The sequence below is a fragment of the Metabacillus dongyingensis genome (assembly GCF_019933155.2).
GTDB classification, from domain to species: domain Bacteria; phylum Bacillota; class Bacilli; order Bacillales; family Bacillaceae; genus Bacillus_P; species Bacillus_P dongyingensis.
The window spans coordinates 2,744,396-2,764,213 of the sequence record NZ_CP082944.1 but is presented as its reverse complement, the minus strand read 5'-3'; the positions used below and the strand labels follow the sequence as shown (position 1 = coordinate 2,764,213).

Genomic DNA, 19,818 nt, shown 5'->3' with positions numbered 1-19,818 from the left:
TATGAATCCGGAATTGTCCTGCTGCGGCAAGAATGCCATTTATGTCTGGATATGATCGAAACTGATTAATCTTGGAAACGTTTAGTTTAGAGTCAGGCAGTTTATGTTGGCTGATAGTTTGAAAGGAGGAGCAAACGTGCGGGGAAAGTTACTTGTAATTGGTTTTGGACCTGGAAGTTTTGAACATATGACAAATAGAGCTCAGGAAGCCATACAAGAGAGCGATTATATCATTGGTTATAAAACATATGTTGAGTTAATAGAAAATCTCTTGACCGATCAGAAAATTATTAGTACAGGAATGTCCGAGGAAGTAAGTCGTGCTCAAGCGGCTGTCCGTCTTGCTGAAGAAGGATATAAAGTTGCAGTCATTTCCAGTGGTGATGCAGGTGTTTATGGGATGGCAGGCCTGGTCTATGAAGTATTAATTGATAAAGGGTGGAAAGAAGAAACAGGTGTAAGTGTCGAGGTGATCCCTGGTATATCAGCCATTAATTCCTGTGCTTCTCTTCTTGGTGCACCAATCATGCATGATGCATGCACGATTAGTTTAAGTGATCATTTAACTCCATGGGATCTAATTGAAAAACGAATTGAAGCGGCCGCACAAGCTGATTTTGTTGTAGCTCTGTATAACCCAAAGAGTGGACGCCGCACAAGACAAATTCAAGAGGCACAAAGGATATTATTACAATATCGATCACCCGATACACCAGTTGGGCTGGTGAAGAGTGCATATCGTGAGAGCGAAAAGATTGTGACAACCGATCTTGCACATATGCTTGATTACGATATCGGTATGCTGACGACTGTAGTTATTGGGAATTCATCTACGTTTTTTTATGATAATAAAATGATTACACCAAGGGGGTATCAAAGGAAGTATACATTAAATACAACTGAACAAAGATTAAAACCGCATGAACGCTTAAGACATGAAAATGAACCATGGGCACTCCATAAAGGCAAGAATGAAACTGATCATAGTACTGAAGTAAAAACTATAGACGGTATTGCTGCTTCCTTACAATTAGCTCTAGAAGCTCTTAGTAAAGTTGAAGGTGAACCTAAAAGGATTCTGGAAAACGAGACTGTTAATAATCCAGTAGTATCGATTTTTGAATTAGCCGTAAGTCCAGGAATCGCAAATAAGAAGTTTACACCAGACCAAATGATAACTCTCGCTGAGGTAGTCGGAGATGAGGGGACAATGGAATACACCCCGCACCATCAAATATATTTAAAAATTCCAACTGCGAGTCCTGAGGTCATTACTCAAAAATTAAGAAGTGTAGGTTTCCTATTAGAACCTATTGGTGATGTTTTTCAGCTGAAAGCTTGTGATTTCTGCGAAGGCGAGAAAAAGGATTCCATCCCTCATGCTGAAGAGTTACATCAAAAGCTAAGCGGACTTGAATTGCCTAAAGAGCTGAAGCTTGGCTTCAATGGCTGCGGTATGGCGTGCTTTGGTGCAGTAAACGAGGACATTGGAATTGTTTATAGAAAAGGAAAGTTTGATTTGTTTTTGGGAGCGAAAACGGTAGGAAGAACAGCTCATGCAGGACAGCCTGTGGCGGAAGGTATTGAGCCAGATAAACTAGTGGAGATTATTGAAAATATTATATACGAGTATAAAGAGAAAGGTCATCCGAATGAAAGGTTCTTTAAGTACTTTAAACGTGTCGGGAAAATTCAGGGCTATACCTATAGAGACATGACACCGAAGATAGAAATTGAACCAGCTCCATGCGGAGACTAATTAGAGGATAGGGGAGAAATATATGAAAGCTGTTTTACTAGTTGGACACGGAAGCCGGGATTCAGAAGGAAATGAGCAGGTAAGAAAAACAATAGAAGATTTAAAGCCGCAGCTCGACCGGGAGCTATTAATTGAAACGTGCTTCTTAGAGTTTGAAACACCTACAATTGAACAAGGCATTCAAACATGTATTGAAAAAGGGGCAACAAGTGTTTTTATTATTCCAATGATGTTATTAGCAGCTGGACATTCAAAGATTCATATACCAGCAGCCATTGATGAAGCAAAAGTAAAATATCCAGAGGTTCACTTTACATACGGAAGACCATTCGGAATTCACGAGGAAACGGTAGAAATTTGTAAAGATCGTTTAGAAGAAGCGGACGGGAACATAACCGAACCTGAACACAACACGGCAGTAATTTTGCTGGGTCGAGGCGGCAGCGATCCAGATGCGAATAGTGATTTATATAAAATTGCTCGCTTACTATGGGAAAAATTAAATTATAGGTTAGTAGAGCCGGCATTTATGGGTGTAACGGATCCATTAATTAAAGAAGGTGTAGAGCGCTGCATTAAATTAGGTGCGAAAAAAATTATTATACTACCATACTTTTTGTTCACCGGTATATTAATTAAGCGTCTTGAAAATATGATGGAAGAATTCGGAAATGAACATCCGGGTATTGATTTTAAGCTTGCGGGATATTTCGGGTTTCACTCTAGATTAAAAACAATTTTAAAAGACAGAATTGAAGAATCATTACAAGGTGACGTGAAAATGAATTGTGATACGTGTTTATACCGCATTGAAGCGATGGAGCATATTGATCATCACCACCACCACCATCACGACCACGATCATGATCATGACCATCATCAGCATGAGCACCACAACCATCATCATGAGGCACAAAAACTATGATTCTATTTTTAGCTGGAACCAGTGATGCAAGAGCGTTAGCCATAAAGATAAAAGAGGCTGGATACAGACTGCTGACAACTGTAGTTACTGAAAATGCCGGAATGGAAATGAGGAAGGCTGGACTAGATGTTTATGTTGGCCGTCTAACCAGTGAGGATTTTGTGAGAGTTATTAGAGAACAAGGATTTAATGCGGTTGTCGATGCGAGCCACCCATTTGCGGAAGAAGCAAGTAAAAATGCTCTATTAGGAGCGAAAGAAGCTGATATACCATACATCCGCTATGAACGTGAATCACAATCCTATGAAAATAACGGAATAACATTGGTCGACAGCTATGAGGAAGCAGCAGAAATAGCAGCTGAAAAAAAGGGAGTTATTATGCTCACTACAGGAAGCAAGACCTTGCAGACATTTACTCAGAAACTTCTAAATCAGCCTGACACTCGTGTGATTGCCCGGATGCTGCCAAGAAAAGATAATATGGAGAAATGTGAGCAGTTGGGACTGCCGCAAAAAGACATCGTTGCCATACAAGGTCCTTTTACAAAGGAGTTTAATCTTGCGCTTTACAAGCAATATGGAGTTACAACAATGATTACAAAGGAAAGCGGAAAAGCAGGGTCTGTTGATGAAAAATTAGAAGCTGCAATCGAACTTGGCATTGAAACGATCATGATAAAGAGACCAAAGATTAATTATGGAAATGCTTATTCGGATTTTTCGGATATCCTGGCACATATAAATAAAATTCTAAATAACCCAAAAATAAATGGAGACATTGGAGGAAATGAAGATGGATTTTCGTACGGAATTTAAGCCTTTAACTGTACAGCCTCAAGAAATTGAGGGATTGAGTTTTAACATGATAGATTCAGAGTTTGGTGAACATGCTTTTACAGAACAGCAGTACAAGATTGTTCAGCGGGTTGTTCATGCTTCTGCTGATTTCGAATTGGGACATAGTATGCTTTTTCATGACGACGCCATCAAAGCAGGGATAAATGCCATCCGAAATGGGGAACAGGTTTATGCGGATGTTCAAATGATATTAAGTGGAGTCAGTAAAGGGAGAATTGAAAAACATGGCGGAAGCGTGAATGTTTATATTTCCGATCAAGATGTAATGGAAGAAGCAAAACGATTAAATACAACTCGTGCAATCATTTCAGTGCGGAAAGCAATTAAGCAATTTGATGGCGGGATTTTTGCAATCGGGAATGCTCCAACTGCATTATTGGAATTAATTCGACTTATTAAAGAAGGAGAAGCAAAACCAAGTTTAGTCATCGGGCTTCCAGTAGGATTTGTTTCAGCTCCTGAATCAAAAGAAGAGTTAGCAAAATTAGATGTACCTTTTATTACAAATATAGGCAGAAAAGGCGGTAGTACGATTACAGTTGCGGCTCTAAATGCAATCTCTCTTCTAGCTGAAAAGGATTAAACGATGGATGGAAAAGCAAAAAAGAAAGATAAAAAGGAGATGCGCTCTGGATATACAACGGGCGCATGCGCAACGGCTACAACGAAAGCTGCATTAATTGCATTAATTACAGGTGAACCCCAGGCTGAAGCAACGATTTTTTTGCCAGTCGGGAAATTTGCAACCTTTGAAATGGAAAGCTGCATCGTTGAGCCTGGTCTAGCTGAAGCCGGAACAATTAAAGATGCTGGTGATGATCCAGATGCGACACATGGTGCTTTAATTAAAGCTGCTGTTTCTTGGTGTGAAAAACCTGGTATCACCCTTGATGGCGGTGTTGGTGTTGGCCGAGTTACAAAAGAAGGACTCCCAGTACCGGTCGGTGAAGCTGCAATAAACCCGGTACCGCGGAAAATGATTTACGAAACTGCTGAAGAAGTACTATCCTCCCATGGACTAATAAGAGGGATCAAAATTATTATTTCTGTTCCTGATGGTGAAAAAATGGCAGAAAAAACGCTCAATAAGCGACTTGGAATAATCGGCGGGATTTCAATATTAGGGACTAGAGGAACTGTTATACCATTTTCTAGTTCTGCATATATGGCAAGCATCGTGCAAGCCATAAGTGTGGCACGGGCAAGTAAGTGTGATCACGCAGTAATAACCACTGGAGGCCGAAGTGAAAAATTCGGGATCAAACAATATCCTGACCTTGCAGAAGAGGCATTTGTTGAAATGGGTGATTTCGTAGGCTTTACCTTAAAACAATGTAAACGTCAGGGGATTAAGAAAGTATCTTTGGTTGGAATGATGGGAAAATTCTCAAAAGTAGCACAAGGTGTCATGATGGTTCATTCCAAAAGTGCACCCGTTGATTTTAACTTTTTAGCAAATGTGGCTTCTGAAGCAGGTGTTAAAGATCAACAGCTGATCCAAACAATTCGACAAGCTAATACTGCGTCACAAGTAGGTGATCTCATGCTTGAGCTTGGTTATCATGACTTTTTTACGATTCTTTGTGACTATTGCTGCACAGCTGGATTAAAAGAAGTTGGCGGCGGAATTTCGATTGAAACAAGTTTGTACTCCATGAAGGGGACGTTACTTGGAAAGGCAGGGAAAAATGACAAAGAAGGTTAAGCTAATTGGAATAGGTGATGATGGAAAACAGAGTCTTCTTCCTATCTATGAAAAATGGATTTATGAGAGTGAAATACTAGTAGGAGGGGAAAGGCAGTTATCTTTCTTCAAAGATTATCAAGGTGAAAAAGTTACCATCAAAGGTAGTTTACCTTCGCTAGTTGCATATTTGAGCAAAGAAACTAAGAGAATTGTCGTTTTAGCATCTGGTGATCCTTTATTTTATGGAATTGGCAGTTATTTAGCCAAGAAGCTTGATGTCGAAATTTATCCTTATATAAGCTCGGTCCAGCTGGCATTTGCAAGAATGAATGAAAGCTGGCAGGATGCCTATGTATTAAGCGTTCATGGGAGAAGCATGAAAGGACTGGTCCAACGAATACATGGGCGTAAAAAAGTAGCGCTGCTTACTGATGCTAAAAATACCCCTTCTGAAATTGCCCGATATTTACTTTCATTTAATATGAATGAGTACAGGGCATTTGTGGCTGAAAATCTGGGTGGTGAAAATGAACGCTGTGCTTTTTACGAACTTGAAGAAATGGAGAACCTTGAATTTTCGCCGCTTAACGTGGTCGTTCTGCAAAAGATTTCTGAGAGTAAAACGTGGCAGTTTGGGATTGATGATGATGAGTTTTATCAAAGAAAGCCAGAAAAGGGATTACTGACAAAAAAAGAAATCCGGACCATCAGCCTAAGTGAATTAAAGCTAACAGAAAGCAGCATTGTTTGGGATATTGGAACATGTACTGGTTCTGTTGCAATTGAAGCTTGTTTAATTGCAAAAGAAGGACAGGTTTTTGCGATTGAAAAAAATGAACATGACCTTGAAAATTGCCGGTTAAATATGGCGAAATTCCATACAGATTTTACTGTAATTCAAGGAAAAGCACCAAATCATCTAGAGGAATTTCCAGATCCTGATGCGATCTTTATTGGCGGAACTGCTGGGAGTATGGAGGATATTTTGACTGTTTGTTGTTCGCGTTTAAAAAAAGGCGGACGAATTGTGTTAAATGCAGTAACAATTGAAAATTTAATGCAAGCTGTTGATGGATTTAAAAGCAAAGGGTTTGAAACAAAAATTACACTTGCTCAGATTTCCAGGAGTAAACCGATTTTAAACCTCACACGATTTGATGCATTAAATCCGATCTATATTATTACCGCACAGCATACGGAAGGGGAACAACCATGATAGGAACATTATACGGTTTAGGTGTAGGTCCTGGTGATCCGGAGCTTCTGACAGTAAAAGCTTTTCGAAAGCTTAAGGAATCTCCAGTGATCGCATACCCTAAAAAAAGAAAAGGCAGCAAAAGCTATGCCCAGCGAATTATTGATGTGTACATAACGCCAGGAGAAAAAGAGATGTTAGGTCTTGTTTTTCCAATGACAAAGGACCCTGACATACTTGAACGTGAATGGTCAAAAACAGTGGATCTTGTCTGGGAAAAGCTAAAGGCAGGCAAAGATGTCGCGTTTGTTACCGAGGGTGATCCCCTTTTATACAGTACATTTATTCATATGATGAACCTTGTAAAGGTCCGCTATCCCGAAGTGAACATTCAAACGGTGCCTGGGATTTCATCCATTAATGGTGCAGCTTCAAGACTTGGTATTGCACTTGCAGAAGGGGATGACCATGTCGCGATCATTCCTGCAAGAGATGACTATGAAGCTATGAAAAAAGCAATCATTGAAAACGACTGCATCATTTTTATCAAGGTCGCGAAAGTCATGGATCTCATGCTAAAGATCCTGCGGGAACTGGATTTACTGAACAAAGCTTCTGTTGTGACAAAGGTAACTTCCGATGAGGAAATTATATGGGACATTCAGGAGCTGGATCGAGCAGAATTGGAATATTTAACATTAATGGTGGTGAGAAAATAATGCAAATAACAATTATAGGTGCAGGCCCGGGCGACCCGGAATTAATTACTGTAAAAGGATTAAAGTTACTTCAAGAAGCCGATGTTGTACTGTATGCTGATTCATTGGTAAGCACGGACCTGATAGAACAGGCAAAACCTGAAGCTGAGATTATCAAGACTGCAGGAATGCATCTGGATGAAATGGTTGAGATCATGGTGGATCGAGTTCAAGAAGGAAAAAAGGTAGTGCGCGTCCATACTGGAGACCCAGCCGTTTACGGAGCAATCATGGAGCAAATTGCCATTTTAAACAAGAAAGACGTAAGAGTTGAAATTATCCCGGGAGTCAGCTCAGTCTTTGCCTCTGCAGCAGCCTTAGGTGCTGAACTGACGATCCCTGAACTGACCCAAACAGTGATTCTCACACGAGCTGAAGGACGTACACCTGTACCTGAAGCTGAGAAGCTGAGAGATTTAGCGAAACACCATTGTACAGTTGCTTTGTTTTTAAGTGCTACGCTTACAAAGAAGATTGTCAAAGAATTTCTCGATGCAGGCTGGAGAAAGGATACACCAGTCGGGGTGGTCTATAAAGCATCATGGCCGGATCAAAAAATAGTAAGATCAACCCTCGAACACCTTGATGAAGATATGCGTGCCAACGGAATACGAAAACAAGCGATGATTTTAGCGGGGTGGGCACTAGATAAGGATATTCATCAAAAAGATTTTAGGTCAAAGCTCTATGACAAAGCCTTCACACATGGATTTCGAAAAGGAGTGAAAGAATGACACTCGTCTTGGAAGAGGGAAGAAACGTATCGCTTGAACAAAAAGGAACATATGCCATTGTAGCGATTACAAAGCACGGTGTTGAACTGGCTCGCAACTTGCATACGAAATTTCATCAGACAGATTTATTTTATATGAGTAAATTTGAGAGAGGTGATGAAGATCGAAGAAATATTTCTCTTTTCGAAGGGAATGTGCGGCTTCTTCTTCCATCACTCTTTCAATCATATAAAGGAATCATCATGATCATTTCATTAGGTGCTGTCGTACGTATGATTGCACCTCTTTTAAAAGATAAAAAAACAGATCCGGCTGTTGTCGTTATTGATGACAAAGGGAAGCATGCTATCAGTGTGTTATCCGGGCATCTGGGAGGGGCAAACGAGTTAACTAAGGAAGTCGCTGATTTACTAGGTGCAGCACCTGTAATTACAACCGCATCTGACGTTCAAAAAACGATTCCTGTCGATCTATTTGGGAGTAAGTTTGGCTGGGTTTGGGAAAGTGCCGAAAAATTAACTCCTGTCAGTGCATCAGTCGTAAATGAAGAACATGTTGCTGTTATTCAGGAATCCGGAGAAAAAGAATGGTGGAATTACGATAGCCCTCTTCCGGAAACAATTAAAGTCTATCAATCGATTGAAGAAGCAATTCATGCTAAACCGAATGCGGCACTCGTTGTTACTCATAGAAAATTAAACAAGAATGAAGAAGCAATCTTACATAACGGTGTTCTTTACCGCCCTAAAGTCATTGTTCTTGGTATTGGCTGTAATAGAGGTACTTCAATGGAAGAAATCGATCAAGTCATTCATGAAACACTAAATGAGCTGCATTTTTCGATTAAAAGTGTTAAAGCTATTTGCTCTATTGATCTTAAAAAAGATGAAGAAGGGATAATCGCTGTATCTCAAAAAAATAACTGGGAATTTAAATGTTATTCATCAGAAGAATTAAATCGTGTTCAAATTGCAGAACCTTCTGAGACAGTGTTTAAATTTACTGGCGCCTATGGAGTTAGTGAGCCTGCTGCCCGTTTGTACAGCGGTGCAGAATCTCTGTCGATTTGCAAGAAGAAATCAGGCAATGTAACAATCTCCGTAGCAGTCATTTCCTTTTAGAGAGGTGGATTTTAGGTGGCAGAACGAAGAATCGTGATTGCTGGTACCGGAAGCGGTGTCGGCAAAACAACCTTAACAATTGGGTTAATGTCCGCATTAATTAAAAGAGGGTTGACTGTTCAAGGATTCAAATGCGGACCAGATTATATTGATCCATCCTATCATACCGCTGTAACAAATCGGGTTGCCCGTAATTTGGATAGTTGGATGTTATCAAAAGATACAGTTGTTGATATTTTTACACATGGAAGCCGTGGAGCGGACATTTCAATTATAGAAGGAGTTATGGGCTTTTTTGACGGAAAAAACCCGAAAACGAATCAAGGAAGTACTGCAGAGATTAGTATGATAACGGGAACGCCTGTTTTGCTGGTTGTAAATTGTGCCAGTATGGCCAGAAGTGCAGCTGCCATTGTCAAGGGATTCCAACTGTTCGCTGATGGCCCTAGGATTGAAGGAGTTATAGCCAACAAAGTTGGAAGCGAAGGACACTTTAAACTGGTAAAGACTGCAATAGAACAAGAATGTCAGGTTCCTGTTATCGGCTATTTAGGGCGTGAGCTTGATATTGAAATACCAGAGAGACATCTTGGACTTATTCCTTCTATTGAAAGAGGAGATCTTGATCCTTTTTTTGATAGATTAGGAGAGCTTGTTCTTGAAACTGTTGACATTGATAAATTACTTGAAATATCTTTAGCTTCGCCGCTGAATAAAAACGAAGCATCTGCGCTTTTTGAAAAAAAAGCAGAAAAAACGGTTAAAATTGCGGTAGCAAAAGATGCAGCTTTTAATTTTTATTATCCTGAGAACTTAGAAATCCTGGAGTCTTACGGTGCTGAAATTGTTTATTTCTCGCCATTGTCTGACGAAGCATTGCCAGCTGGTGTCAATGGACTTTATCTAGGCGGAGGTTTTCCTGAAGAATTCGCTCCTGCTCTCTCAAATAATCATATCGCAAAAGACTCCATAAAACAGGCGATTGAGCAAGGATTACCAACACTTGCCGAATGTGGAGGCTTTATGTACCTGACAGATTCAATCGAAGCAACCAATAGAATCAGCTACCCAATGGCAGGAGTTATTTCCGGCGATGTAAAAATGCAATCAAAACGAGCTGCATTAGGCTACAGAGAAATTAACGGTCGAAAAAATAATTTTCTAATCGGTGAGAATGAAAAAGCAAAAGGTCATGAATTTCATTATTCAACCTTCCATTCTGAAAATGAAATAGAGTATGCATATGAAACCAAAGGGATGCGCGGTACGAAGAAAGAAGGTTATTTAAAACATAACCTGGTAGCAGGGTATACCCATTTTCATTTTGCTTCTTGTTCTGAAATGGTAATGAATTGGATAGAGAAGTGCAAGGAAATTAAAGCCATGAGTAAAGGTGCTCAATCATTTTAAAATAGGTTACGGCAATACCAACCATCAGAAGGAAAAAGATCGCGTCATCCTGTATCCAAAAATATCGAAATTTACATAGAAAGAGAAGCTCCAGTTTCTACGTCACCCATTCCATGTAAAAGGTTACTGGATTCATATGGGGAATCAAAGCTTTATATCAATCTTGCTCCACTCAATTTAGAATGTCGAAAAGGAAGAGTTCTAATAAAGGACTATGACTATAGAGAAAAAAGAAAGAAGTGAGAAATGATCATGACAAAAGGATATGTTTATCTTGTCGGGGCAGGACCGGGAGATCCGAAATTAATTACAGTTTATGGTTTGGAGTGCATCCAAAAATCTGACGTGATTTTATATGATCGATTAGTAAATAAAGAGCTATTAAATCATGCCAAAAACGATGCGGAATTTATTTTTTGCGGAAAGCTTCCCGGAAAACATGAACTTATACAAGAACAAATTCATGAGCTTTTAGTTCAGTACGCCCTGAAAGGGAAAACGGTGACACGTTTAAAAGGAGGAGACCCATGTGTATTTGGACGTGTTGGGGAAGAAGCTGAGGTCCTGGCTGCAAATGGTATAAAATATGAAATTGTGCCTGGCATTACATCAGGCATCGCCGCGCCTGCCTACGCTGGAATTCCGGTTACTCACAGGGACCATGCCTCTTCCTTTGCAATTGTTACAGGTCATGGCCGCGCTGAAAAGGAAGAGGACCATCTGAATTGGCCAGCCCTTGCTCAGGGAATTGATACAATTGCTTTTTACATGGGAGTAGGAAACTTGCCTTATATTTGCAAAAAGTTAATCGAAAATGGAAAAAGTCAGGAAACCCCGGTAGCCGTTATCCAATGGGGGACAACTGAAAAACAGAAAACAGTCACAGGGAGCCTGAATACGATTGAAAAAGAGGCGGAGCTTGCACAAATAAAGCATCCTGCAATCATCCTTGTCGGTGGTGTGGTGAAGTTAAGGGAGAAAATAAAGTGGTTTGAAGAGCTGGAATTATTAAAAGACAATGATAAAAAAAAGGAGGGGGCAGCGTGTCAATCATAACGGAATTAAAAAGCCGCAGGGCAATACGCGACTATCGTGATCAAGCCGTAGAAGACGAAAAGATTAAGGAATTACTGGAAATAGCAACTTGGGCTCCAAACGATCGGATGAGAGAGCCGTGGGGTTTTTATGTCATAAGAGGTGAAGCTAAAAAAAGGTATGAGAAGCTGGCAGAAGAGTTTTTGCAAGAACGTTTTCCAACAAAACCGAATTTAGTACTAAGTTCCCTCAAAGTATTAAAGAACACACCGGTACATATCGTTGTTACTTCTGACATCGTTCCTGAGGATGAAGAAGCGTCCCGAGATAATGAATATGCGGTATGCTGTGCGATTCATTCAATGTGGCTGGCCGCGAAGGATCTGGGATTAGGATTTGTGTGGCGGACAAGAGGCGTGGGGCTTGTTCATGATAAACGGATGTATCAGTTCATTGGTGCGCCTGAGAATAAGAAGATAATAGGGAATATATTTATTGGGTATCCAGATGAAGAGGCTTTAAAGAAGATGAAGACTTCCGCAAGAACATCCTTTGAAGAAAAAACGGTTTGGTTATAGAAAGAAGAGACAATTTTAAGGAAGAACCAACAGGCTGAACCCAATTCTACAATAAGGCAGTCTCTTGTTAGGGAGAAAATAGAGCAAAACCTCCCATCTATTTAAGCGATGTAGATATGTATTTTTGTATCCTTTAATAGTTTGGCTGATGGGAAAAAGGGGTTTTTGGCATGAAGGTGGGAATAGGAAGGTGCAATGGTACGTTTGGCGAACTTGTTCAAGGCGTTTTATGTGAACGCCCATTTTTAATATCGCTGCCTATACCAATTTTAAAGAGCAACGCTGTTTTTATTCCTCATAACAAGATGGGTGAGATTACTGGATCACTCTCAAATACAAAAGCGGTAGAGGCATGCAAAAAGGTGTTTCAATGGTTTGATTTAAAAGGCGGAGGGCATTTGGAGGTTAACTCGAATATTCCGAGGGGTAAAGGATTGGCCAGTAGTTCAGCTGATGTTGTTGCGGCAATGAAGGCTGTTGCGGATAGTTATTCCATACCCTTGTCAGAAGAGGTCATCTCACGGATTTCCAGTGAGATTGAGCCTACTGATGGTGTTATGTATAAAGAGGTGGTTGCATACGACTACATTCATGGACAATTAATAGAGACGCTAGGTCCTTTACCATCCTTCGTTTTGATCGGAATGGATTTAGGAGGAACAATTAATACGCTTGAATTTAACAGACAGCCCAAACGATATAGCAAGGAGGATCAAGCCGTTTTCTCAAAGGCATATGATTTGGTTAAATTAGGAATAGAATTTCAGGATTTGTCTTTTGTTTGTCAAGCAGCGACACTAAGCGCCAGTATAAACCAAAAAATATTGCCAAAACGTTATTTTAGTGAATTTAAAAGCTTTGCTTTAAAGTACGATGGAGGACTTATCATCGCTCACAGCGGCACTGTTCTAGGGGTTTTATTGAATCCGTCTTTTGAGAATATTGGCGAAATTGCAGAAACAATTTCTAAACGTATTATCCAGTTGAGCAATCAGCCTAACATGAAACCTTTCTATTATTTTCATAGATCAGACTGATTAGACTGACTTAATAATTGACAATGAAGTTTTGCGGGATTCCGGAAAATGTAAGATAGTGAAAACTTTTTAGAAAATAGAGGAGAGAAATTTTATGTTTTCTAAAGAAGAAAAAGAATCTGTTTATAAAGTGATTTACAAGAGAAGAGATATTCGAAGCTTTCTGTCTGTCCCTATTTCTAAAGATATTATACATAGAATATTAAACGCTGCTCACCATGCACCTTCAGTTGGATTTATGCAGCCTTGGAATTTCATAATCATTTCATCTGAAAAAATAAAAGAAAAATTAGCTTGGGCAGCAGACAAGGAAAGACGAGCATTAGCTATTCATTATGATGGAGAAAGAGAAACAAGATTTCTTGGTTTAAAAGTAGAAGGTATAAAAGAAGCTCCAATCACAATATGTGTAACTTGCGACCCAGCAAGAGGAGGTTCACATGTATTAGGGAGAAATTCAATTCCTGAAACAGATATTCTTTCAACAGCCTGTGCCATTCAAAATATGTGGCTGGCAGCTTGTGCTGAAGGGCTTGCCTTAGGGTGGGTAAGTTTTTATAAAAAGAATGATATTCGTGACATTTTAGATATCCCTCTTCATATAGATCCTATCGCTCTTCTATCTATTGGTTATACGGATGAATATCCGGAGAAACCTATTTTAGAATTAGCTAATTGGGAAAAAAGGCATCCTTTAGAACAGCTTATCTATGAAAATAAATGGGGGGAAAACAAACATCAGGGTGATTGAAACAATAATTATTTAGAAGTGAAGGTGTCCTAAGGTGGACTTAATAGGGAAATGTGGTGTGAATCCAGAACTTCCCCGCGCACTGTTAAATGGTTTTATTTTATAGGAAGTGCTTAAAGCAGGGTGATGCATAAGTCAGGAGATCTGCCTTTATTATTACTGCGGGAATGGAGAGAGTGCTTTTAAGTGTATCCTTTTTCTCGTTTTAGTTTAAGTTCGCTCATGGTTTAGGTGGGCGTTTTTTATTTGTCTTAATTTCTGCATTTCGAATCAGAGGAGCGTTTTTTGAAGAATGGAGTTGATTTCTATTAATAGTCATAAGCAGGAAGCCATTGGGGGTTACAAACATATAAGCATTGTTATGCTCTTAGTCATTGCTCTTATCACAGTAGTAACGATTGCAGTGATGGTTGGTCCTGTTTCAATTCATCCGGCAACATTTTGGAAAATCATAGCTTATAAAATTCCAATTTTACAAGAATGGATTCCTGTCACATGGTCTAAAGCAGAAGAGAATATCATTTGGAACATTCGTTTTCCAAGAGTGATATTAGGAGTAATTGTAGGCGCCGGGTTAACTATCGCTGGTACAACAATACAAGCTTTGGTTCGGAATTCGTTAGCGGATCCCTATATACTAGGAGTTTCATCGGGTGCATCTGTTGGGGCTACACTAGTCATTATCTTTGGTGCGTTTTCAATGTTTGGACAATATGCATTATCACTTGCTGCATTTTTAGGCTCGCTTCTTTCAGTTGTTCTGGTTTTTCTACTGTCGCAAGTCGGGGGAAGAATTTCAACTGAACGTCTCCTATTAGCTGGAATTTCAGTTTCTATGATTCTATCTGCATTTACAAGCTTCATCGTCATTTCTGCACCTCGTCAAGAAGGGATAAGGGATGCGTTGTTTTGGATGATGGGAAGCTTGGCAGGAGCAAACTGGAAGCACATACCTATACCTTTTGTAATAACAGTTATTGTTTTTATTTTCATTTGGAGCCAGTATCGCTATATGAATTTGCTCTTAATGGGGGAAGAGGCAGCTGTTACTTTAGGGTTGAACGTAGAAGTATTTCGAAAAATATTAATTTTAGTTACTGCACTACTAACAGGGGTTTTAGTTGCTGTCAGTGGAGCCATTGGTTTTATCGGATTAATGATTCCTCATATTGTTCGTCTCATCCTTGGATCTGACCATAAAATGCATATCCCCATCAGTGCTTTAATGGGGTCTGTATTTCTTGTGATGGCTGATTTATTTGCAAGACTTATCATTGCTCCCGAGGAAATGCCAATTGGGATCGTAACAGCTCTTTGCGGTGCTCCATTTTTTATTTGGCTTTTACGCAAGAGTTCATATTCATTTGGAGGAGGGGGCTAAGCATGGATGTTTCAATAAAAGATATTTCAGCTTCTATTGGAAAACGAAAAGTACTTAAAGAAGTTAATCTGAATATTCATTCTGGTGAAGTAGCAGGTATTATTGGTCCAAACGGAAGCGGTAAATCCACTTTATTAAAAAATATGTCTCGTGTGATAAGACCAGATGCTGGTGTTATCACTCTTTCAGGTGAATATATAGATAAAATGTCTTCCCGTAAGTTATCACAGCACCTCGCTATTGTCAGTCAGGAATCACCTGTCACATTTGATTTCACAGTAAGAGAAATTGTATTGATGGGCCGTTCCCCTCACAAAGGCTTTCTTAAAGCAGATACAAAACATGATGAAGACATTATAGACCTGGCCTTAGAAAAGGTTGGAATGCAGGAATTCAAACAGCGGAGTTTTTCTTCATTATCTGGCGGTGAAAAACAACGGGTCATGATTGCAAGAGCTCTTGCACAAGAAGCCAAGGTACTCTTACTTGATGAACCAACCAATCATTTAGATGTACATCATCAAATACAAATTATGGATTTAGTTCAGAAGCTGAAAAACATTACTGTTATTGCAGCATTACATGATTTAAATCTAGCTGCTTATTACTGTGATCGTATATTTGTTATGCACCAAGGAGAAATTGCAGCTTACGGCTCCCCAGAAGAAGTACTGACAAAACAATTATTAAAGGAAATCTTCAGAGTTAATGCAGATATCAATATACATCCATTAACAAAAAAGACACATATTACTTTTTTGTCGGAGAGTCTTTTATATGACTAGATTTCAGAAAAAACATTGTTATAGGAAAAGGAGAGGAAAAAATGAAATTTAAAATAGATAAAATACGAATGGGATTAATGGTTTGTATGCTTCTTTTTATTTCTGGCTGCAATCAACAAACGGAAGTGATCGGAGAACAAGAGAACACCGATATAGCACAAGAAGAAACTGAAAATGAAGTTATAGAAATTAATAATCTGGATCGTAAAATTCAGTTTAGAGAAGCTCCAAAAAGAGCTGTAAGTTTAAATCAGCATATTACTGAAATTATGCTGGCACTTGGACTCGAAGATTCAATGGCAGGAACTGCATATTTAGATGATGAAATTTTACCGGAGCTGAAGGAAAAATACGAAAAGGTTCCTATCCTTGCTGATGAATATCCGAGTCAGGAAGTTTTATTAAAAGCAGAACCTGATTTTGTATATGCAGGCTGGGAAAGTGCATATAAAGAAGAAGCGGTTGGTTCTATAGAGGAACTAGAGAGTTTTGGTATTAAAGCATATCTTCATGAATCGTCAAATATAGTAGCACCTACCATGGATGATGTATTTTCTGACATCAGCAATATAGGAAAAATCTTTCGAGTGGAAGACAGAGCTGAAGAATTAATCACTGCCATTAAGACCGATATGAACGATATCGAAACGAAATTAGGCAACATCGAAGATCCAGTTAACGTATTTGTTTATGATAGCGGTGAAAAAGAGCCATTTACTTCTGCTCAAAACTTTTTAAATAATATTATCACTCTTGCTGGGGGACACAATATTTTTAGCGATATTGAAAAAGGCTGGGCAAGCGTAACTTGGGAAGAGGTTGTGAAACGAAATCCTGAAGTGATTGTCATTATGGACTATGGAAATACGACAGTGGAACAAAAGAAAGCTTATTTGTTAGCACATCCTGCTCTTCAAGATGTATCAGCTATCAAAAACAAGCGTTTTGTGGTTCTTCCGCTAACTGCAGGTGCAGAGGGAATTCGCGGCCCTCAAGCACTTAATACATTAGCAAGGGCATTTTATCCTGAGAAATTTGAGTAAAAAAGGGAGTAAATGATTGTTGGATAATAAACAATGTGGCGTGCCATGGTATTGTCATCCTCTTTCTTTTTCCTATTTATAAGTATATACTGAGAGTATGAAAAGGAGGTGAATGCAGCAGATGATCTTAGAATTTACACATGATTTGGCGCCATATTTATCGCTGTTAAGCTTATTCTTTACTGTAGCAGCCATGTTTGCTTTCGGCTACTTGCTGAATCAATCATTAAAGAAGCATCCTTCTTTAAAGGCGGTCATGAAAAAAGAGCAGGAGAATCAATTTTCCCCGCAGCGGATGCAAAATGAAACAAATGCTATTTCACTTTGGATTACCATGCAAATGAGGCAGTATGATTCAGGTGATGATGTACCATCTACTATCTTTCTTGGAAGTTTAGCTCAAAATGGAAAACACCAAGGAGGATTTAAATGGAAAAGAAAGCTGCATTCATTTCACGGAAAACATTACTCATACTGTTAGGAATTACACTGCTGATTTTACTGAGCGGCTGCCAGCAGGCAAATGGAAACATTCAGGATATTACAGGCCAGACACCTGGTTTTTTTAATCACTATTTTGTGTATCCCTTCTCTGTATTGCTTACAACATTTGCGGACTGGTTTCAAGGAAGCTACGGATTTTCAATTATCCTTGTCACGCTGCTGATCCGATTCGTGCTTCTGCCTTTTGCTTTAAAGCAGTCAAAAGATCAGATGCATATGAAAGGCAAGATGGAAAAAGCACAGCCTGAATTAAAAGCACTGCAGGAAAAAATGAAAAAAGCAAAAGATGCTGAAACAAAGTCGAAGCTTCAGCAGGAAACGATGAAGATTTATCAAAAGCATAATATTAACCCGCTGGCTACTTTGGGAGGGTGCTTGCCGCTTCTCATACAGCTGCCGTTTCTGACAGGCTTTTATTATGCCATTCAAAGAACTCCTGAAATCGCAGAGCATTCGTTTTTATGGTTCAATCTGGGCAGTCCTGATTTAACATTGACCCTTCTAGCTGCCGGGATCTATTTTTTACAGTCAAGGGTTTCATTAATTGGTCTTGATGAGGCGCAGAGAAAGCAAATGGCGATGTTCAGCTATCTGTCGCCAATCATGATTGGCGTATTTTCTCTGACAGCACCTGCTGCACTGCCCCTATACTGGACGATCGGCGGAATCTTTGTCATCCTTCAAACATTGCTTACAAAGAAGCTATTTCAAGCAGAACCAAGCTCATTATCAATGGCTAAATCATAACACCCAGGGCCAATTCCAAGTGAATTGGCCTTTTTTGCTGCTTAAAAAAAGGGTTTGCTGCTTATCAGGCAGAATGTAATAGAGGATATAAATGAAAACTACTAAAGGAGTAACAAGATGAAGTCAGATGTGTTTCAAAAAACAATCACAAAAGTAATAGATGTCAATCTGTCCTACCTTTTAAAACTTCCAGCTGGATATGAAAAAGGAACGGGAGAGGTACCTCTTGTTTTATTTCTTCACGGAGCCGGTGAACGGGGAACAGATCCAAAGCTTGTAAAAAAAATAGGACTGCCGGAAGTCGTTGATAAAGGAGACTTTCCGTTTATTCTCCTTGCACCTCAGTGTCCAATTTCCACTGCAGGGAGAGCAAATTGGATCATGGAATTAGATGGTGTGTCTGCACTTTTAAAAGAGGTTATTGAAACGCATCGCGTCGACCTCAAGCGAATATATTTAACAGGTATGAGCATGGGAGCTTATGGGGCTTTTGAGCTTGCATCAAGGATGCCTGATCTATTTGCTGCACTAGCGCCTATTTGCGGGGGAGGCTGCCCTGAAAAAGCAGATCGGTTAAAAGAAATTCCAACATGGATCTTTCATGGGGAAAGAGACGATGTTATCCCAATCAGGGAAAGCTTGGATATGGTGAATGCTATTAAAACTGCGGGAGGGAATGTAATGTTTACTTCTTATCCTGAAGCAGGTCATGACTCATGGACAGCTGCCTACAATGATCCTGAGTTTTTTTCATGGCTTCTGAAGCAAAGTAAATAAAAAAGGAGACGCTGTAAAAACAGTCGTCTCCTTGCGTTTTGAGGCGAAAAACCACATGACCACATTCATGTGTGCGGAAAACCGCATGTCCTTCGGCTTACACAAATCAGCTCATCGCTCTAGTAATATACCATTTAAACCATCTGTACACAAGCTTTTTTTATGAAAATAAATGCTGATTGGAGGTAAAGCTTTATGAATTTAAAAAAATTCACGAAAGATTTTAAAGAATTCTCATTGGAACATGGCTGGAAAGTCGTGATGCATAAGGAACACGAGCTTTTCAGAAGCAAGGATAAATATGCGATTATTGATGCCGAAGATGATGTGCTCTTAAAGTTTTACCTTGAAAATGAGGATGTCGTTTGCTTTAAAAAAACCATTTGGAATTTGGACTGTAAGATAAATAGCGCTACAAAAGTAATTACCGTTTTTAATGAACCGGAAGTTTTTGATGAATAGTATCCCTTCATTGATTGGATTCTTTTCTGCGAAACAGCAGCTGAAAAGTCGATTATCCTTTTTTAAAAATACAATTTATGTTGACAAGCGCAATCTCAGATGTTTAAATTATCTATAAATTAATGGAACGTAACGTTGATGGGAAGCAAAGTAATCTTATTGTCACTGTTTTAGAGAGCTGATGGTTGGTGGGAATCAGTACATACAAAAAAGATGAATTTCGGTCCCTGAGTTTTAATTTCGACCTATTGGAAGGGATTAACGGGTTG

21 protein-coding genes, 1 riboswitch and 1 other annotated feature (1 of these 23 running past the window's edge) are annotated in these 19,818 nt (G+C 39.3%); all 21 genes read left to right on the top strand.

The window, feature by feature from the left end; genetic code table 11:
- Positions 1 to 136: 136 nt before the first annotated feature.
- The 21 genes from cobJ to K8L98_RS13600 all read left to right on the top strand — a co-directional run bounded on the left by cobJ (position 137) and on the right by K8L98_RS13600 (position 19,549).
- Positions 137 to 1,759 (top strand): precorrin-3B C(17)-methyltransferase, encoded by a 1,623-nt coding sequence (gene cobJ, locus K8L98_RS13700; protein ID WP_223435467.1) that lies wholly within the window; start codon positions 137 to 139, stop codon positions 1,757 to 1,759.
- Between the two features lie 22 nt (positions 1,760 to 1,781).
- A complete protein-coding gene (locus K8L98_RS13695; RefSeq protein WP_223435465.1) occupies positions 1,782 to 2,684 on the top strand; it encodes a sirohydrochlorin chelatase in 903 nt (300 codons plus the stop codon).
- Positions 2,681 to 3,502 (top strand): precorrin-6A reductase, encoded by an 822-nt coding sequence (cobK, locus tag K8L98_RS13690; protein WP_223435464.1) that lies wholly within the window; start codon positions 2,681 to 2,683, stop codon positions 3,500 to 3,502. Before K8L98_RS13695 ends, cobK begins: the two co-directional genes overlap by 4 nt.
- A complete protein-coding gene (locus K8L98_RS13685) occupies positions 3,480 to 4,127 on the top strand; it encodes a precorrin-8X methylmutase (RefSeq protein WP_223435463.1) in 648 nt (215 codons plus the stop codon). The genes cobK and K8L98_RS13685 overlap by 23 nt, the downstream gene beginning before the upstream one ends.
- A gap of 3 nt (positions 4,128 to 4,130) precedes the next feature.
- Positions 4,131 to 5,249 (top strand): cobalt-precorrin-5B (C(1))-methyltransferase, encoded by a 1,119-nt coding sequence (locus tag K8L98_RS13680; RefSeq protein WP_223435461.1) that lies wholly within the window; start codon positions 4,131 to 4,133, stop codon positions 5,247 to 5,249.
- Positions 5,233 to 6,447 carry a precorrin-6y C5,15-methyltransferase (decarboxylating) subunit CbiE gene (gene cbiE, locus K8L98_RS13675; RefSeq protein WP_223435458.1) on the top strand — a complete coding sequence of 405 codons (1,215 nt, stop codon included), beginning with the start codon at positions 5,233 to 5,235 and terminating at the stop codon, positions 6,445 to 6,447. Before K8L98_RS13680 ends, cbiE begins: the two co-directional genes overlap by 17 nt.
- Positions 6,444 to 7,145 (top strand): precorrin-2 C(20)-methyltransferase, encoded by a 702-nt coding sequence (gene cobI / locus K8L98_RS13670; RefSeq protein ID WP_223435457.1) that lies wholly within the window; start codon positions 6,444 to 6,446, stop codon positions 7,143 to 7,145. Before cbiE ends, cobI begins: the two co-directional genes overlap by 4 nt.
- On the top strand, positions 7,145 to 7,918 hold the full coding sequence (gene cobM, locus K8L98_RS13665; RefSeq protein WP_223435455.1) for a precorrin-4 C(11)-methyltransferase: 774 nt from the start codon (positions 7,145 to 7,147) through the stop codon (positions 7,916 to 7,918). The genes cobI and cobM overlap by 1 nt, the downstream gene beginning before the upstream one ends.
- Positions 7,915 to 9,039 carry a cobalt-precorrin 5A hydrolase gene (locus tag K8L98_RS13660; protein ID WP_223435454.1) on the top strand — a complete coding sequence of 375 codons (1,125 nt, stop codon included), beginning with the start codon at positions 7,915 to 7,917 and terminating at the stop codon, positions 9,037 to 9,039. The genes cobM and K8L98_RS13660 overlap by 4 nt, the downstream gene beginning before the upstream one ends.
- Positions 9,040 to 9,054: 15 nt before the next feature.
- Complete coding sequence (locus tag K8L98_RS13655; RefSeq protein ID WP_223435452.1) at positions 9,055 to 10,449, top strand: cobyrinic acid a,c-diamide synthase CobB; 1,395 nt, start codon at positions 9,055 to 9,057, stop codon at positions 10,447 to 10,449.
- A gap of 252 nt (positions 10,450 to 10,701) precedes the next feature.
- Positions 10,702 to 11,505, top strand: a complete 804-nt coding sequence (cobA, locus tag K8L98_RS13650) for a uroporphyrinogen-III C-methyltransferase (RefSeq protein ID WP_223435451.1) — start codon at positions 10,702 to 10,704, stop codon at positions 11,503 to 11,505.
- Positions 11,493 to 12,062: a nitroreductase family protein gene (locus K8L98_RS13645; RefSeq protein ID WP_223435450.1), complete on the top strand. Its 570-nt coding sequence runs from the start codon at positions 11,493 to 11,495 to the stop codon at positions 12,060 to 12,062. Before cobA ends, K8L98_RS13645 begins: the two co-directional genes overlap by 13 nt.
- A 170-nt stretch (positions 12,063 to 12,232) precedes the next feature.
- Positions 12,233 to 13,099, top strand: a complete 867-nt coding sequence (locus tag K8L98_RS13640) for a GHMP family kinase ATP-binding protein (protein ID WP_223435449.1) — start codon at positions 12,233 to 12,235, stop codon at positions 13,097 to 13,099.
- A gap of 94 nt (positions 13,100 to 13,193) precedes the next feature.
- Positions 13,194 to 13,850, top strand: a complete 657-nt coding sequence (gene bluB / locus K8L98_RS13635; protein ID WP_223435448.1) for a 5,6-dimethylbenzimidazole synthase — start codon at positions 13,194 to 13,196, stop codon at positions 13,848 to 13,850.
- 5 nt (positions 13,851 to 13,855) lie between these two features.
- Positions 13,856 to 14,016, top strand: a riboswitch (cobalamin riboswitch).
- Positions 14,017 to 14,142: 126 nt separating this feature from the next.
- The gene (locus K8L98_RS13630; RefSeq protein WP_223435446.1) at positions 14,143 to 15,231 is read left to right on the top strand and encodes a FecCD family ABC transporter permease; all 1,089 of its coding nucleotides are present in this window, start codon (positions 14,143 to 14,145) and stop codon (positions 15,229 to 15,231) included.
- A gap of 2 nt (positions 15,232 to 15,233) precedes the next feature.
- Positions 15,234 to 16,016 carry a heme ABC transporter ATP-binding protein gene (locus tag K8L98_RS13625; protein ID WP_223435445.1) on the top strand — a complete coding sequence of 261 codons (783 nt, stop codon included), beginning with the start codon at positions 15,234 to 15,236 and terminating at the stop codon, positions 16,014 to 16,016.
- Between the two features lie 41 nt (positions 16,017 to 16,057).
- Positions 16,058 to 17,059, top strand: coding sequence for an ABC transporter substrate-binding protein (locus tag K8L98_RS13620; RefSeq protein ID WP_223435444.1), 1,002 nt, complete (start codon positions 16,058 to 16,060; stop codon positions 17,057 to 17,059).
- Between the two features lie 121 nt (positions 17,060 to 17,180).
- On the top strand, positions 17,181 to 17,540 hold the full coding sequence (locus tag K8L98_RS13615) for a hypothetical protein (RefSeq protein WP_223435443.1): 360 nt from the start codon (positions 17,181 to 17,183) through the stop codon (positions 17,538 to 17,540).
- Positions 17,489 to 18,310: a membrane protein insertase YidC gene (gene yidC, locus K8L98_RS13610; RefSeq protein ID WP_223435442.1), complete on the top strand. Its 822-nt coding sequence runs from the start codon at positions 17,489 to 17,491 to the stop codon at positions 18,308 to 18,310. Before K8L98_RS13615 ends, yidC begins: the two co-directional genes overlap by 52 nt.
- Before the next feature lie 117 nt (positions 18,311 to 18,427).
- Positions 18,428 to 19,087 carry a carboxylesterase family protein gene (locus tag K8L98_RS13605; RefSeq protein WP_223435441.1) on the top strand — a complete coding sequence of 220 codons (660 nt, stop codon included), beginning with the start codon at positions 18,428 to 18,430 and terminating at the stop codon, positions 19,085 to 19,087.
- 195 nt (positions 19,088 to 19,282) lie between these two features.
- Positions 19,283 to 19,549: a hypothetical protein gene (locus K8L98_RS13600; protein WP_223435439.1), complete on the top strand. Its 267-nt coding sequence runs from the start codon at positions 19,283 to 19,285 to the stop codon at positions 19,547 to 19,549.
- A 126-nt stretch (positions 19,550 to 19,675) separates the two neighbouring features.
- Positions 19,676 to 19,818, top strand: a binding site (T-box leader); it runs 78 nt beyond the window's last position.

Excerpts from the sequence above, each read along its gene's own strand:
- K8L98_RS13695 (WP_223435465.1), top strand. The coding sequence starts at position 1,782 with ATGAAAGCTGTTTTACTAGTTGGACACGGAAGCCGGGATTCAGAAGGA.
- K8L98_RS13640 (WP_223435449.1), top strand. The coding sequence starts at position 12,233 with ATGAAGGTGGGAATAGGAAGGTGCAATGGTACGTTTGGCGAACTTGTT.
- cbiE (WP_223435458.1), top strand. The coding sequence starts at position 5,233 with ATGACAAAGAAGGTTAAGCTAATTGGAATAGGTGATGATGGAAAACAG.
- K8L98_RS13600 (WP_223435439.1), top strand. The coding sequence starts at position 19,283 with ATGAATTTAAAAAAATTCACGAAAGATTTTAAAGAATTCTCATTGGAA.
- K8L98_RS13615 (WP_223435443.1), top strand. The coding sequence starts at position 17,181 with ATGATCTTAGAATTTACACATGATTTGGCGCCATATTTATCGCTGTTA.
- bluB (WP_223435448.1), top strand. The coding sequence starts at position 13,194 with ATGTTTTCTAAAGAAGAAAAAGAATCTGTTTATAAAGTGATTTACAAG.
- K8L98_RS13625 (WP_223435445.1), top strand. The coding sequence starts at position 15,234 with ATGGATGTTTCAATAAAAGATATTTCAGCTTCTATTGGAAAACGAAAA.
- K8L98_RS13620 (WP_223435444.1), top strand. The coding sequence starts at position 16,058 with ATGAAATTTAAAATAGATAAAATACGAATGGGATTAATGGTTTGTATG.
- K8L98_RS13685 (WP_223435463.1), top strand. The coding sequence starts at position 3,480 with ATGGATTTTCGTACGGAATTTAAGCCTTTAACTGTACAGCCTCAAGAA.
- cobI (WP_223435457.1), top strand. The coding sequence starts at position 6,444 with ATGATAGGAACATTATACGGTTTAGGTGTAGGTCCTGGTGATCCGGAG.
- K8L98_RS13660 (WP_223435454.1), top strand. The coding sequence starts at position 7,915 with ATGACACTCGTCTTGGAAGAGGGAAGAAACGTATCGCTTGAACAAAAA.
- K8L98_RS13680 (WP_223435461.1), top strand. The coding sequence starts at position 4,131 with ATGGATGGAAAAGCAAAAAAGAAAGATAAAAAGGAGATGCGCTCTGGA.
- yidC (WP_223435442.1), top strand. The coding sequence starts at position 17,489 with ATGGAAAAGAAAGCTGCATTCATTTCACGGAAAACATTACTCATACTG.
- K8L98_RS13630 (WP_223435446.1), top strand. The coding sequence starts at position 14,143 with ATGGAGTTGATTTCTATTAATAGTCATAAGCAGGAAGCCATTGGGGGT.
- cobA (WP_223435451.1), top strand. The coding sequence starts at position 10,702 with ATGACAAAAGGATATGTTTATCTTGTCGGGGCAGGACCGGGAGATCCG.
- cobK (WP_223435464.1), top strand. The coding sequence starts at position 2,681 with ATGATTCTATTTTTAGCTGGAACCAGTGATGCAAGAGCGTTAGCCATA.
- K8L98_RS13605 (WP_223435441.1), top strand. The coding sequence starts at position 18,428 with ATGAAGTCAGATGTGTTTCAAAAAACAATCACAAAAGTAATAGATGTC.
- cobM (WP_223435455.1), top strand. The coding sequence starts at position 7,145 with ATGCAAATAACAATTATAGGTGCAGGCCCGGGCGACCCGGAATTAATT.